Below are 14177 nucleotides of genomic sequence, written 5' to 3' on the forward strand. Positions count from 1 at the left end.
ACGCCCGGATCAGGCTCCGGTGCCGCCGCCGCCCGGGATGCCCGACGCGACCGAGATGATCTCGTCGATGAGGCCGTAGTCCTTGGCCTCCTCGGCGGTGTACCAGCGGTCGCGGTCGCCGTCGCGGATGATCGTCTCCACGGTCTGACCGGAGTGGTGCGCGGTGATCTCGGCCATCCGCGTCTTCGTACGGAGCAGGTACTGCGCCTGGATCTTGATGTCCGAGGCGGTACCGCCGATGCCGGCCGAACCCTGGTGCATGAGGATGTCGGTGTTCGGGAGCGCGAAGCGCTTGCCCGCCGTGCCACCGGTGAGCAGGAACTGGCCCATGGAGGCCGCCATGCCCATACCGATGGTGACCACGTCGTTCGGGATGTACTGCATGGTGTCGTAGACCGCCATGCCGGCCGTCACCGAACCGCCGGGGCTGTTGATGTAGAGGTAGATGTCCTTGTCGGGTTCCGCGGCAAGGAGCAGAAGCTGTGCGGTGATCTTGTTGGCGATGTCATCGTCGACCTGCTGACCGAGGAAGATGATGCGCTCGCCGAGCAGTCGGCTGTAGACCTGGTCACCGAGGCCTCCACCGAGGGACGGCTCTCCGGCGGCGTAGGGCATCAGATTCGTCACGTATCCACCTGCTCGTCTCTGACGGCTCCGGCCGTCTCAGCGTCTTCGTACCGGGTGGGCCGGGACTACCCGACCCTTCCTCTTCATGGACCCTAACGCGCAGGTGGGACAACGCCATCCCGCTTCCCCAACTGTTCGCTGGGAGCGCAAGGTGAGCAGTCCGCACAAGGGTCCCGGGCGGTTCCCCCCCCCCGGGCGCGGGCCGATACGACGACGGGCCCCGGACTGATACGTCCAGGGCCCGTCGTGCGGATCAGATCAACGATCGGAGCGGGGCTCAGGCCTCGTTCTTCTCGTCCTTCTTCTCGTCGGCCGGCTCGGTGGTCTCCTCGGCGGCCTCGACCGTCTCGGTGGCCTCGTCCTCATCGTCTTCGAGCTCGACGACCTCACCGTTGGTGTCGGTGACCTTGGCGGCCTCGACCACGACGGCGAGCGCCTTGCCGCGGGCGACCTCGCCGACGAGCATCGGCACCTGGCCGCCTTCGACGACGGCCTGGGCGAACTGGTCGGGGCTCATGCCGGAGGACTGCGCGCGCCGCATGAGGTGCTCGGTGAGCTCCTCCTGGTTGACGTTCAGCTTCTCCTTGTTGACGAGCTCGTCAAGGATGAACTGGGTCTTGATGCCCTTGATGGCCTGCTCGGAGGTCTCGTTCTCGAACTCCTCGAGGGTCTTGCCCTGGATCTCGAGGTACTTCTCCAGGTCGAGACCCATCTGGCCGAGCTGGTGGTGCTCCAGGTTGTGCTTGCGGGTCTGGACCTCGTCCGCGAGAAGCTTCTCGGGGATCGGGACCTCGGCCAGCTTCAGCAGCTCCTCGAGGACGCGCTCCTGGGCCTGGGTGGCCTGGTCGTACTGCTTGGTGCTCTCGAGGCGCTTGCGGCTGTCCTCGCGGAGCTCGGCGAGCGTGTCGAACTCGCTCGCCATCTGCGCGAAGTCGTCGTCCAGCTCAGGCAGTTCGCGGGAGGCGACGGCGGTGACCTTGACGGTGACCTCCGCCTCCTTGCCCTCGGCGGAGCCGCCCTTCAGCTCGGAGGTGAAGGTGGCCTCGCCACCGGCCTCCAGGCCGGTCACGGCCTCGTCGATGCCTTCGAGGAGCTCGCCGGAGCCGATGGTGTACGAGACACCGGCGGCCACGCCGTCCTCGAGGACCTCTCCGTCGACCTTGGCCTCGAGGTCGATCGTGACGACGTCGCCCTCGGCCGCGGCACGCTCGACCGGGTTGGTCGAGGCGAAGCGCTCACGGAGCTGCTCCACGGCCTTGTCGACGTCCTCGTCGCTGACTTCGAGTGCGTCCACGGTGACCTCGATGCCGGAGTAGTCCGGAATCTCGATCTCGGGACGGACATCCACCTCGGCGGTGAAGGCCAGCAGCTCGCCGTCCTTGAGTTCGGTGATGTCAACCTCGGGCTGGCCCAGAACGTTGAGCTCACCCTCGTTGACAGCCTCGGTGTAGAACTTCGGAAGGGCGTCGTTGACGGCCTCCTCCAGCACAGCACCACGGCCGAACCGCTGGTCGATGATGCGGTTCGGGATCTTGCCCTTACGGAAGCCCTTCACCGTGACCTGCTGGTTGATCTTCTTGTACGCCGCGTCGAGGCTGTCCTTGAGCTCCTCGAAGGGCACCTCGATGCTGAGCCGAACCCGAGTCGGGTTCAGGGTCTCCACGGCGCTCTTCACGGTTCGGTCTCCTTGGTGGCTGACTTCTTGGGGTTCTGCTGGGCCGCCGAGAGGCAGCTTCGCGGATCGAGCCCGGTACATCAGACACACGGGCACGCAATTTGCATAGTAACGGCAAGCGGGAGGACTCCCACAATGCGATCTTGCTGGTGGTCGGGGTGGCCGGATTCGAACCGACGACCTTCCGCTCCCAAAGCGGACGCGCTACCAAGCTGCGCCACACCCCGTCGGTGCGACACGTAGGGTACATGCAGAAGGACGCCGCGCAGGCCGCTTCGCGCAGGCGTCCCCGGGGTCCGTCACGGGGGCACGCCGATACGGGTGTGCGCCCACCTCCCCCGACCCGCTACGATGCTTCCCGTACCGAGTTCCGCCGGGCCTTCCGGACCGGCGTCGCGGTGCTCGCGGGCGTAGCTCAATGGTAGAGCCCTAGTCTTCCAAACTAGCTACGCGGGTTCGATTCCCGTCGCCCGCTCCAACGGCTCAGGGCCGGGCGGAGGAAAAGTCCTCCGCCCGGCCCTGAGTGTTTTCCACAGCTCTCCGGGACCCGCTCACTCCCCCGGGGGCAGCGCGTCCCGCAACGCCTTCACGGCAGCGGCCGGGTCATACCCCTCGGGGACGCCCTCGACCATGACGATGTCGCCGTCGATGTGCCGTGAGCGCAGCGGCGCGATCTCCCGGTAGGCGGGTGAGTCCCACCAGGCGCGCGCCTCCTCGATCCCGGGGAAGCCGATCATCACGACGTGTCCGGGCCAGCTGCCCTCCTTCACCTCGTGCGGCGTGGCGTGCACGAGGTACCGCCCGCCGTGCACCTCGAAGGTGCCGGGGAGCCGCTCGATGTACTCGGCGATCTCCGGGTGCGGGTCGGCTTCCTGCAGGTGGGCTATGACGTAGGCGGGCACGATGTCCTTCCTGACGTACGGGCGGAGAACTCCCGCGCCCGTACGGATCCGGCGCCATGCCCCGGTCCGGCCGAGCGCGCTCGCCCCTCGCCCGTCGCATGCGTACGGCCCGGTCGGCGGTCCGTCCGCCGCACCGGGTTCTGACGGGGCCTCAGAAGCTGATCTGGTTGATCGTGTCGGCTATCGAGTTCATGAATCTGTTGATCGACGGCGCCATGCCCGTCGAGGCCAGGAAGAAGCCGAAGAGCACGGCGACGACCGCCGGCCCGCCCTTGATGGATCCACCGCGGATCAGCACCACCAGGACGATCCCCAGCAGAAGCACCACAGACAGTGAAATGGCCACGACTGATCACACCCTTGGTCGGTCCGCCTTGCCGGCCCGGTGGCGTGCGGCCAGCACACCTCCGTCGCGTACATCGTGCCACCAACTCCCCTGTGGCTGCTGCCGGGTGATGGAGAGGAATGACCGGATCGCGCCATCCTCGCGCCCGCGTGCAACCGGGCGCGCCCTGGTGCGATCCGGCGCACGCGGCGCTCTCCAGGGGGCGGAGAGGGGGCGCGACGAGAAGCTGTACGTCCGCTGTGCGCAGGGGAGTTCGAATAGTGGACCGGCGTGATCGTTTCCATATCCCCACACTTCATTCACAGCGATTTGCCAGGAGTTCGTGCGACGAAATTCACTCTCGTCAACCAGTCGCCGATATGCCCCATTTAAGACGGATGAATCAGCACGTAACGGGCGGTTGTCGGTGGTTTCGCATTCGAAAGACTGGGAACACGCGATATCTCCTGGGAGTTTTACGCATACCGATCGGCGGGTCTAAGGTGCATCAGATGTCCAAAGCTCCGAGCGAAATTCAGAGGGCCCCGATCACCCCGGAGAGCCGGGAGTCGGAGCCGAGACACGAGCAGATCCTGACGGCCCCGGGGGCGCCCTCTCCCGCCGTCCGGACCGCTCCTGCCCCCACAGAGGCGCCCGCACCGGCCAAGAGTCGTGACGCGTACTTCGACAATGTGAAGTACCTCGCGATCGTGCTCGTCGCCGTGGCCCACTCGTGGGAGCCGGTGATGGAGGGGAGCCGCGCGACGCGAGCGCTGTACATGGTCGTGTACACGTTCCACATGCCGGCGTTCATCCTCGTCTCCGGGTACTTCTCGCGGTCGTTCAACCTGAGCGCGCCCAAGGTGAAGCGGCTCGTCACCGGCGTCGCGGTGCCTTATGTGCTCTTCGAGACCGCCTATTCGCTCTTCAAGCGCTACGCGGGCGGCGAGGGCGACGCGCCCATCACCCTGCTCGACCCGCTGTTCCTCACCTGGTTCCTGATCGCCCTGTTCATCTGGCGGGTCACCACACCGATCTGGCAGTCGCTGCGCCACCCGCTCCCGGTCGCCCTGCTGATCGCGGCGCTCGCCTCGGTCTCGCCGGGCATCGGGGACGATCTGGACCTGCAGCGCGTCTGCCAGCTCCTGCCGTTCTTCGTGCTCGGCCTGCTGATGAAGCCGGAGCACTTCCAGTTGATCAGGCGGCGCGAGGTGCGGATGCTGGCCGTCCCCCTGTTCGCCGCGACCCTGGCCTTCGCCTACTGGATCGCGCCGCACATGCGGCTGGGCTGGTTCTACCGCAGCGACAGCGCCCAGGAGCTGGACTTCCAGTGGTGGGCGGGGCCCGTGATGACCCTGGCGATGTTCGGATGCGCGCTGGTGCTCACGGTCGCGTTCCTCGCCCTGGTCCCGCGTCGCCACATGTGGTTCACCGTGCTGGGCGCCGGGACGATCTGCGGCTACCTGCTGCACGGCTTCCTGATCAGGGGCGCCGACTACTTCGGCCTGTTCGAGCGCTACGAGTGGCTCTCGGGGCCCGTGGGGCTCGTCCTCCTCTCTCTCGTCGCCGCCGTCGCCGTGACCCTGCTGTGCACCCCGCCGGTCCGGCGCGCGCTCCGTTTCGCGACGGAGCCGGACATGAACTGGGCGTTCCGCAAGACCCCCGCCAAGCGCTGAGCCTGTCCGGATCGGCCCCCTCCCTCCGGGGGCCGGTCCCCTCGGCTCGTCAGTCGGCCGCCGGGTTGGCTTGATCCCGCTGTTCGGCGGGGGCGACGCCGCCGTCCAGCCCCAACAGGCCGCGCACCTGCGCATATTTCTCGCTCAGCCGGGTACGGGTCGCCGGCTCCAGGACCGCGAGCCGGTCCGGGTCCGCGTTGTGCGCCAGATCCGCCTCCTTGATCAGCAGCGCTCCGGGCGTGGCGAGAATCCGCCCGGTGTAGGTGAACAGGTCCTCGCCGTCCCGCTTGGTGACGGCGAGGACCATTTCTTTCACCCGCCGGTGCAGCGGGGCCTCGTCCAGCCACTGCCGGGAGAGCGCGCCGTCCTCGACCGCGTCGTGCAGCCAGGCGGCGGCGATCTGCTCCTCGCTGCCACCCCGGATCCGTACGCCCTCGGCCACCGCGGCCAGGTGTTCCGCGTACGGGCGCCCGGCCTTGTCGGTCTGCGGGCGATGGGCCTCGCGGGCGATCGCTTCCACCTGGGACAGGGTCAGATACGGGTTCGGCATGGGCCGACTGTACGACGGGCACCGCGGCACTCCGAAGGTCCTCCGAGGCACTCCGAATCGTTCGGTAAACTAATTACTGACGATTCCTTGACGCACTCTTGACCGAACGAAGGAGACGGGCTCATCGGACACGCAGACACGCTCATCGCCATGGGGGGCGCGTTCCTCGCCGCCGCCGTCCTCGCCCGCGTCGGCGGCCGTATCGGACTGCCGACCATCCCCCTGTTCATCCTGGCCGGGATCCTCCTCGGCCCGCACACACCCGGGGTCGTGCTCCTCGACGACCCGCACGACCTGGAGATGCTCTCGGCACTCGGTCTCGTGCTGCTGCTCTTCTACCTCGGCCTCGAGTTCCACCTGGACGACCTGAAGAAGGGCGGGCGCAAGATGGCGCTCGCCGGCGGCACCTATCTCGCCCTGAACGTCGGCGCGGGCCTCGGCTTCGGCTTCGCGCTGGGCTGGGGCACCTCGGAAGCGCTGGTCCTCGCGGGCGTGCTCGGGATCTCCTCGTCGGCCATCGTCACGAAGGTCCTGGTGGACCTCGGCCGGATCGGCAGTCCGGAGACGCGGCCGATCCTCGGCATCATCGTCGTCGAGGACGTCTTCCTCGCCCTCTACCTGGCCGCCCTGCAGCCGATCCTGTCCGGCGCCGACAGTCTCGGTGCGGCGGTGCTCGACGGCGGCAAGGCGTTCGGTTTCCTGCTGCTGCTCGCGCTGGCGGCCCGGTTCGGTACGAAGCTCATCGGCAAGCTGATGAACACCAAGGACGACGAACTCCTCGTCATCTCCTTCCTCGGTGTCGCCGTCTTCGTCGCCGGGGTCTCCGAGTGGTTCGGGGTGGCCGACGCGATCGGCGCGTTCATGGTCGGCCTGATGCTGGGCAGCACCACCTCGGGTCCCCGCATCCTGAAGCTGGTGCACCCGCTGCGGGACGCGTTCGGAGCGATCTTCTTCTTCGCCTTCGGACTGTCCATCAACCCCGGCGATCTGCCGAGCGTGCTCTGGCCGGTCCTGGCCGCCGTCGCGGTGACCGTGGCGATGAACGTCTTCGCGGGGATGGCCACGGCGAAGATCTACGCCTTCGGCCCGAAGGCCACGGCGAACATCTCCACCACCCTGCTGGCGCGCGGTGAGTTCGCGCTGATCCTCGCCACGATGGCGGCGGGCGCGGGCCTGGACGAACGGCTCTCCCCGTTCATCGCCGGGTACGTGCTCCTGCTCGCGGTCCTGTCTCCCCTGGCGGCCGGCCGGTCGCACTGGCTCGCCCGGATCCTTCCCGGAGGACGCGCGCGGGACCAGGAGGCCGAGAAAGAGGCGCTGCCGGTCTGACGTACGGATGCCCGGGTGCGAGGTCCGTTTCCCCGCACCCGGGATCGCGCACCCGGAAAGACTTCACGTTCGGGTGACGGCCGAACACTTGGCTTGACGCCTGTACGGTTTCGACCGGTTCCGTGCGGTTCAGCCCCGACGGGACAGCAGCAGGAGCGCGCGGTCGTCGTTGACGTCCTTCGCACAGGCCTCGATCAGATGCCAGGCGGCCCCCTCGAAGCCCGTGGCGACGTAGCGGTCGGCCTCGCCGGTCAGCCGGTCGATGCCCTCGGCGATGTCCCGGTCGGACGCCTCCACCAGGCCGTCCGTGAAGAGCATCAGGACGTCCCCGGGTGCCAGCGAGCCCTTCACCGCGTCGAACTGCGCGCCGTCGTACACACCGAGCAGCGGGCCCTCCGCGGCCTTCTCCTCCCACCGGCCGCTGCCCGCGTGCAACTGCAGCGCCGGGGGATGTCCGGCCGAGAGGAGTTCGTAGTCGCCGGAGTCCAGGTCCAGGACGAGATGGATGGAGGTGGCGAAGCCCTCGTCCCAGTCCTGGCGCAGCAGGTAGCCGTTGGCCGCGGGGAGGAAGCCGTGCGGGGGCAGGGAGCCGAGGAGGCCGCCGAAGGCTCCTGACAGCAGCAGGGCGCGGGAACCCGCGTCCATGCCCTTGCCGGAGACATCCGTGAGCACGACCTCCAGGGTGCGGCCGCCGTTGGTACGGGCGGCGACGACGAAGTCGCCGGAGAAGGACTGGCCGCCCGCCGGGCGGAGTGCCATCTCGCGGTGCCAGCCCTCGGGGAGCCGCGGCAGGGCGCTCTGGACCCGGATCCGCTCGCGCAGGTCGAAGAGCATCGTGCCGCCGCGTCGCCACGGCACCCCCACCCTGGCCCGGAACTGGGCGAGGACGAGCCCGAAGAAGCCGCAGGCCGCGACGACCAGGACGGTGCCCGGTGTGACCCGGGCAGGGCCTTCCGCGTAGGGGCCGAGGGCGACGGACTCCACGATCAGGGCCGCGGCGGCCGTCGCGTAGAGACTCAGCAGGCTGGCCGGCCGCAGCAGCAGTCCGCCCGCGACGATCGGCAGCGCCAGGGCGGTCGGTGAGCACCAGACCGGATTGATCAGCGTGGTGCAGGTGATCACCGGAATGATGATCAGCAGGCCGGCCAGGGCTATCCAGTCGGAGCCGTCCCCGCGGAAGTAGTCGACTCCGGACCTGCGCAGCGCGATGCGCGCCCGGTGCGCTGATCTTCGCCACCGGGCGGTGTAGGTGTCTGCTCCTCTGCGACGGGCCATTGCCGGGACCTTATCCACCCGACGGCCTCCGGTGCAGGGGGACCCGGTGACAATGTGTTCGAAACTGGTTCGCTCACGCCTCGCGGCCCTGGTAAGCAGGGGTCATGACTACGGAACTGCGGGTGCTGTCGGCGGAGGAATCGGATGCCTGGTTCGGCTGTCTCGAGTTGGCTTTCGGCGGGGTCCCCTTCTCGCCCGAGAGCCGCGAGATGTACGCCGCCCTGGCCGAGCCGCAGCGTGCGCTCGCCCACTGGGACGGGGCGGACTGCGTGGGGACGGCCGGTTCGTACAGCTTCCGTCTGACCGTGCCCGGCGGAGCCGCGGTGCCGACGGCCGGGGTCACGGGCGTGAGCGTCTCCTCGACGCACCGCAGGCAGGGACTGCTGACGGCGATGATGCGGCGCCAGCTGGACGACGTCCGCTCCTGGGGCGAGCCGCTCGCGGTGCTCCTGGCGTCGGAGCCCGGCATCTACGGCCGGTTCGGCTACAGCGCGGCCACCACGGAGACGAACCTGCGGATCGACACCTCCCGGGCGTCCCTGGCGCTTCCCCCGGGCACGGACGGGGTGCGGGTGCGCCGGTCGTCCCCCGCCCAGGCTCTCGACGCCTGCGAGGCGGTCTACGCGCAGCTGGCCGCGGTCCGCCCCGGCACTCCCGTGCGTCAGCCCGGCTGGGAGCGGGTGCCCGTGAACGACCCGGAGAGCGGCCGGAAGGGCGGCTCCCCTCTGCAGTGCGTGCTCGCGGAGCGGGACGGCGAGGTGACGGGGTACGCGACGTTCCACCTGCGGCCCGCCTGGGACGACGCCGGTCCCCGGGGCACGGTGGCGGTGCGTGACCTGGCGGCGCTGGACCCCGCCTCGTACGCGGCGTTGTGGCGCTTCCTGTTCGGGATCGACCTGACGACGGTGGTCGAGTGCCACAACCGGCCGGCGGACGACGCCGTGCTCCGGCTGGTCTCCGACGTCCGGCGCTGCGAGGTGCGGCAGCGGGACGGGCTGTACGTGCGGCTGGTCGAGCTGGATGCGGCACTGGAGGCCCGGCGCTACCGGGCCCCTGTCGACGTGGTGGTGGAGGTGGAGGACACCTTCTGCCCCTGGAACGCGGGGCGTTGGCGCCTGATCGCGGACGCGAAGGGCGCGGCCACCTGCCGGCGGACGGACGAGGAGCCCGAACTGGCTCTGTCCGTGAACCAGTTGGGGGCCGCCTACCTGGGCGGCGTGTCGCTGACGACGCTCGCGGCGGCCGGGCAGGTGCGCGAACTGCGGGCGGGCGCACTGGCGGAGACCGCCCTGGCGTTCTCCTCGGCCGTGCAACCGTGGTGCCCGCACGGGTTCTGAACCCGGTCGGCCTCCGGCCCGCCTAGCGGCCCGGTACCGACGGCTGGCAGGCCGGGCACCAGAAGAGGTTGCGGGCCGCCAGGTCCGCCGTACGGACCTCGGTGCCGCAGATGTGGCAGGCCTGCCTGGCCCGGCGGTAGACGTACACCTCGCCGCCGTGGTCGTCGACCCGCGGGGGCCTGCCCATCGCCTCCGGCAGGTGCTCGGGGCGGACGGTGTCGATGCGGTTGTTCCGCACGCCCTCGCGCATCAGGAGGCCGAGGTCGGTCCAGATCGCGTCCCACTCGCCCCGCGTGAGGTCCTTCCCCGGGCGGTACGGGTCGATGCCGTGCCGGAAGAGGACCTCCGCGCGGTAGACGTTGCCGACGCCCGCGACGATCTTCTGGTCCATCAGCAGGGCGGCGACCGTGACGCGGCTGCGGGAGATCCGCTGCCAGGCCCGCTCGCCGTCGTCGGCGCGCAGCGGGTCCGGGCCGAGCCGGTCGTGTATCGCGCGCTTCTCGGGGCCCGTGATCAGGGCGCACGTGGTGGGGCCGCGCAGATCGGCGTAATGGGCGTCGTTCAAGAGGCGCAGCCGGACCGTGTCGGTGGGCGGCGGCGCCGGAGCCGTGCCGAAGCCGAGCTTGCCGAAGAGGCCGAGGTGGATGTGGACCCAGACCGATCCCTCGAAGCCGAGGAAGAGGTGCTTGCCGTGCGCGTCGACGCCGGTGAGGGTCCGGCCGTCCAGCAGGGCCGCGCTGTCGGAGAACTTGCCCTGGGGGCTGCTCACGCGCACCGGGCGGCCCGCGAACCGCTCGTGGTGGTCCGCGGCGAGGCGGTGGATCGTATGCCCCTCGGGCACGGCATCTCTCCTGCGTGAACGCGCCTGTGCCGCCGGGCGGGGACCCGGCGGCACAGGGAAAGCGGGTGCGGGGGCCGGTCAGCCCTGCTGCGGGTGGTGGGCCGGGATCGGGGGGAGCTCGCCGGTGTTCTCGTACGCCGAGAGCATCTCGATGCGGCGGGTGTGGCGCTCCTCGCCCGAGTACGGGGTGGCCAGGAAGATCTCGACGAACTTGGTGGACTCCTCCACCGTGTGCATCCGGCCGCCGATGGCCACCACGTTGGCGTCGTTGTGCTCACGGCCGAGCGCGGCGGTCTGCTCGCTCCAGGCGAGCGCGGCGCGGACGCCCTTGACCTTGTTCGCGGCGATCTGCTCGCCGTTGCCGGAGCCGCCGATCACGATCCCGAGGCTGTCCTTGTCCGCGGCCGTCCGCTCGGCGGCACGGAGGCAGAACGGCGGGTAGTCGTCCTGGGCGTCGTAGATGTGAGGACCGCAGTCGACGGCCTCGTGGCCGTGGGCCGTGAGCCACTCGACGAGGTGGTTCTTCAGTTCGAAGCCGGCATGGTCGGAGCCGAGGTACACGCGCATGGTGCGAAGTGTGGCACGGACGGGGCGGGGTAATCGTCAGCGGGGTCGGGACCCACCGTGCTTTCCACGGGCCCGGTTCACACCGGGCTGTGCGCAACACCACACGGACAACGATCGGGTCAAGGAAACGGACTAGGGGGTTCCGATTTCGGTGCCCGTCGGGCTTGAATGCGTGGCCTTGCCTTCGCACCACCCCCGCCGAAGGCAACACCCGACACACGTGATCAGAAAACGTAAGGATTCGATCCATGACGTCGCAGACGACTCTGGCCGGACCGGGCCAACAGCCCGGCGAGCCGGGTAAGCCGGGTTCCCCGGACGGGCTCCAGGCCGGCCTCAAGAACCGTCATCTCTCGATGATCGCCATCGGCGGCGTGATCGGGGCGGGCCTCTTCGTGGGCTCCGGAGCCGGCATCGCCGCCGCGGGACCGGCCATTCTCCTGTCGTACGCGCTGGTCGGCCTGATGGTCGTCTTCGTCATGCGGATGCTCGGCGAGATGGCCGTCGCCCGGCCGAGCTCGGGTTCCTTCTCCGCCTACGCCGACCAGGCCCTGGGCCGCTGGGCCGGTTTCTCCATCGGCTGGCTGTACTGGTTCTTCTGGGTCGTGGTGCTCGCCGTCGAGGCCACGGCGGGTGCCAAGATCCTTGAGGGCTGGGTCCCCGGCGTACCGCAGTGGGCGTGGGCCCTGATCGTCATGGTGGTGCTGACGGCGACCAACCTGGTCTCCGTCGGCTCGTACGGTGAGTTCGAGTTCTGGTTCGCCGGGATCAAGGTCGTGGCGATCGGCGCGTTCGTCGTCGTCGGCCTGCTCGCCGTCTTCGGCATCCTGCCGGGCTCGGACAGCCCGGGGCCGGGCCTCGCCCACCTCACGGACACCGGCGGGTTCTTCCCCGAGGGGCCGGGGGCCATCCTCACGGGTGTGCTGATGGTCGTCTTCTCCTTCATGGGCAGTGAGATCGTGACGCTGGCGGCCGGTGAGTCCGAGGACCCGCGCCGCGCCGTCTCCAAGGCCACCAACAGCGTGATCTGGCGTATCGCGATCTTCTACCTGGGCTCGATCTTCATCGTCCTCACGCTGCTGCCGTGGAACGACGCGTCGATCGTCAAGGACGGTTCGTACGTCGCCGCGCTGAACGTCATCGGAATCCCGCACGCCGGCCAGGTCATGAACGTCATCGTGCTGACCGCCGTGCTGTCCTGTCTCAACTCCGGCCTCTACACCGCCTCGCGCATGGCCTTCTCGCTGGGACAGCGGGGAGACGCGCCCAAGGCGTTCGCCAGGGTGAACAAGCGGGGCGTGCCGCGGGCGGCGATCCTGTCGTCCGTGGTCTTCGGCTTCGTCGCGGTCTTCTTCAACTACCAGTGGCCCGACACGGTCTTCGCGTTCCTGCTGAACTCCTCCGGCGCGGTCGCCCTGTTCGTGTGGCTGGTGATCTGCTTCACCCAGCTGCGGATGCGCGGCATCATCCTGCGCGAGTCGCCCGAGAAGCTCGTCGTACGGATGTGGCTCTTCCCGTATCTGACCTGGGCGACCATCGCGATGATCTCCTTCGTCCTGGTCTACATGCTGACCGACGACGCCGGGCGCGAGCAGGTGCTGCTCTCGCTGCTGGTCGCCGCCCTGGTCGTGGGGATCTCGCTGGTGCGCGACGCCCGCAGCCGGAAGGCGAAGGCGGCGGCACCGGTCGAGTGATCGGTGCGCATACCTGACGGCGGATGTCAGGTATACCCGGAAGGCTCTCCCTCGCCCCGCGATCCCCGCGAGCGAACGGAGAGCCTTCGTCATGACCGCGACCCCCGCGATCGAGAGTTTCCAGACCGCCTTCGCCATCCGACCCGGTCTCCTGGTGGAGGCTTCGGACGCCACCGATGTCCTGGCCGCGGTGCGCGACGCCGCCGCGCGCGGTCTGCCCGTCGCCGTCCACGCGACCGGGCACGGGCTGCCCGGCCCGGTCGGGGGCGGGATGCTGATCCGTACCCGCCGGATGGACGGCGTGGAGGTCGATGCGGAGCGCCGTACGGCCCGCATCGGCGCGGGCACGACCTGGGGCGGGGTCGTCGCGGCCGCGGCCCCGCACGGGCTCGCCCCGCTGAACGGCTCGTCGCCGGGCGTGGGCGCGGTCTCGTACACGCTGGGCGGCGGGCTGGGGATCCTGGCCCGGGAGTTCGGCTACGCCGCCGACCATGTCCGCTCGCTCGACGTGGTGACCGCCGACGGTGTGCCACGCCACGTCACCGCGGACACCGAACCCGACCTCTTCTGGGGGCTGCGGGGCGGCGGGCACCGGCTGGGCGTCGTGACGGGGCTGGAGATCGGCCTGGTGGCCGTGGAGCGGCTGTACGGCGGCTCGCTGGCCTTCGACGGGGACGCGGCACCGGATGTGCTGCGGCGCTACCTGGAGTGGACGCGGACCGTGCCGGAGACGTGCACCTCCTCGCTGGCGGCGATGTGCTACCCCGACGTGCCGCAGCTGCCGGAAGCACTGCGGGGGCGGTACGTGATCTCGGTGCGGGTCGCGTACACCGGCACGGCAGCGGAAGGCGAGGCCCTGGTGGCGCCGCTGCGGGCGGTCGGGCCGGGGCTCTCCGACTCGCTGCGGGAGATGCCGTACACCGAGAGCCACACCATCCACAGCGATCCGCCGTTCCCGCACGCCTACTACGGCGAGGGACTGATGCTGCGCGACCTGGACGCCGGGACGGCCGGGCGGGTGCTGGAGCTGACCGGGCCGAAGGCCCCGATGATGACGGTGGTCCAGCTCAACCACCTGGGCGGCGCCCTGGCCGAGCGGCCCGCCCACGACAGCGCGGTGCCGCACCGGGATGCCGGCTTCCTGCTGCGGCTGCTGTCACCGCTGGACGGTACGGACGTGGAGGCGGTGCGGGCGCTGTACGCGCGGGTGGCCGGGGAGACGGCGCCGTACGCCCTGGGCCGTGCGCTGAACTTCGCCTTCGGCGGCGGGGACCGCACCGACGGCTTCCACGCCCCCCGGACACGCGAGAGGCTCGCCGGTCTGGTGTCGCGATACGACCCGGCGAGCCTCTTCGGTGGTGCCTACTGAGGTCCTCCGG

At 69.8% G+C, this 14177-nt stretch carries 13 protein-coding genes and 2 tRNA genes; 6 read left to right on the forward strand and 9 right to left on the reverse strand.

Going from position 1 to position 14177, the window contains the following annotated elements; genetic code table 11:
* Positions 1 to 9: 9 nt before the first annotated feature.
* The 3 genes from ACIP63_RS04715 to ACIP63_RS04725 all read right to left on the reverse strand — a co-directional run bounded on the left by ACIP63_RS04715 (position 10) and on the right by ACIP63_RS04725 (position 2529).
* Positions 10 to 615 carry an ATP-dependent Clp protease proteolytic subunit gene (locus tag ACIP63_RS04715; protein WP_031091967.1) on the reverse strand — a complete coding sequence of 202 codons (606 nt, stop codon included), beginning with the start codon at positions 613 to 615 and terminating at the stop codon, positions 10 to 12.
* A 289-nt stretch (positions 616 to 904) separates the two neighbouring features.
* Positions 905 to 2302, reverse strand: coding sequence for a trigger factor (gene tig, locus ACIP63_RS04720; RefSeq protein WP_401511434.1), 1398 nt, complete (start codon positions 2300 to 2302; stop codon positions 905 to 907).
* Positions 2303 to 2452: 150 nt separating this feature from the next.
* Positions 2453 to 2529, reverse strand: a tRNA-Pro gene (locus ACIP63_RS04725).
* A gap of 177 nt (positions 2530 to 2706) precedes the next feature.
* Here ACIP63_RS04725 and ACIP63_RS04730 point away from each other — a divergent pair.
* Positions 2707 to 2780, forward strand: a tRNA-Gly gene (locus ACIP63_RS04730).
* A gap of 73 nt (positions 2781 to 2853) precedes the next feature.
* Here ACIP63_RS04730 and ACIP63_RS04735 read toward each other — a convergent pair.
* Positions 2854 to 3204 carry a DUF1330 domain-containing protein gene (locus ACIP63_RS04735; protein ID WP_401511436.1) on the reverse strand — a complete coding sequence of 117 codons (351 nt, stop codon included), beginning with the start codon at positions 3202 to 3204 and terminating at the stop codon, positions 2854 to 2856.
* Positions 3205 to 3355: 151 nt separating this feature from the next.
* Positions 3356 to 3550 carry a hypothetical protein gene (locus ACIP63_RS04740; RefSeq protein WP_073746901.1) on the reverse strand — a complete coding sequence of 65 codons (195 nt, stop codon included), beginning with the start codon at positions 3548 to 3550 and terminating at the stop codon, positions 3356 to 3358.
* Between the two features lie 491 nt (positions 3551 to 4041).
* Here ACIP63_RS04740 and ACIP63_RS04745 point away from each other — a divergent pair, with 491 nt between their 5' ends.
* Positions 4042 to 5205 carry an acyltransferase family protein gene (locus tag ACIP63_RS04745; protein ID WP_401511439.1) on the forward strand — a complete coding sequence of 388 codons (1164 nt, stop codon included), beginning with the start codon at positions 4042 to 4044 and terminating at the stop codon, positions 5203 to 5205.
* A gap of 49 nt (positions 5206 to 5254) precedes the next feature.
* Here the strand turns inward: ACIP63_RS04745 and ACIP63_RS04750 are convergent, their stop codons facing one another.
* Positions 5255 to 5755 carry an HD domain-containing protein gene (locus tag ACIP63_RS04750; RefSeq protein ID WP_401511440.1) on the reverse strand — a complete coding sequence of 167 codons (501 nt, stop codon included), beginning with the start codon at positions 5753 to 5755 and terminating at the stop codon, positions 5255 to 5257.
* 150 nt (positions 5756 to 5905) lie between these two features.
* On the opposite strand from ACIP63_RS04750, the gene ACIP63_RS04755 reads away from it, so the two are divergent.
* Positions 5906 to 7084, forward strand: coding sequence for a cation:proton antiporter (locus ACIP63_RS04755; protein WP_401511441.1), 1179 nt, complete (start codon positions 5906 to 5908; stop codon positions 7082 to 7084).
* 129 nt (positions 7085 to 7213) lie between these two features.
* Here ACIP63_RS04755 and ACIP63_RS04760 read toward each other — a convergent pair whose 3' ends face one another.
* On the reverse strand, positions 7214 to 8359 hold the full coding sequence (locus ACIP63_RS04760) for a PP2C family protein-serine/threonine phosphatase (protein WP_401511442.1): 1146 nt from the start codon (positions 8357 to 8359) through the stop codon (positions 7214 to 7216).
* 104 nt (positions 8360 to 8463) lie between these two features.
* Between ACIP63_RS04760 and ACIP63_RS04765 the strand changes: the two genes are divergently transcribed.
* Entirely contained in the window at positions 8464 to 9696 is a 1233-nt protein-coding gene (locus ACIP63_RS04765) for a GNAT family N-acetyltransferase (protein ID WP_401511444.1), read from the forward strand.
* 22 nt (positions 9697 to 9718) lie between these two features.
* Here ACIP63_RS04765 and ACIP63_RS04770 read toward each other — a convergent pair whose 3' ends face one another.
* Both ACIP63_RS04770 and ACIP63_RS04775 read right to left on the reverse strand, forming a co-directional pair.
* A complete protein-coding gene (locus tag ACIP63_RS04770) occupies positions 9719 to 10537 on the reverse strand; it encodes an Fpg/Nei family DNA glycosylase (RefSeq protein WP_401511446.1) in 819 nt (272 codons plus the stop codon).
* A 78-nt stretch (positions 10538 to 10615) separates the two neighbouring features.
* Entirely contained in the window at positions 10616 to 11104 is a 489-nt protein-coding gene (locus ACIP63_RS04775; protein ID WP_356715551.1) for a ribose-5-phosphate isomerase, read from the reverse strand.
* A gap of 248 nt (positions 11105 to 11352) precedes the next feature.
* Here ACIP63_RS04775 and ACIP63_RS04780 point away from each other — a divergent pair, with 248 nt between their 5' ends.
* Positions 11353 to 12798, forward strand: a complete 1446-nt coding sequence (locus ACIP63_RS04780) for an amino acid permease (RefSeq protein ID WP_401511448.1) — start codon at positions 11353 to 11355, stop codon at positions 12796 to 12798.
* 91 nt (positions 12799 to 12889) lie between these two features.
* Entirely contained in the window at positions 12890 to 14167 is a 1278-nt protein-coding gene (locus ACIP63_RS04785; protein WP_401511449.1) for an FAD-binding oxidoreductase, read from the forward strand.
* Positions 14168 to 14177 lie beyond the last annotated feature (10 nt).

Origin of the sequence: Streptomyces sp. NPDC088746, from assembly GCF_044751065.1 — a bacterium.
Taxonomy (GTDB): domain Bacteria; phylum Actinomycetota; class Actinomycetes; order Streptomycetales; family Streptomycetaceae; genus Streptomyces.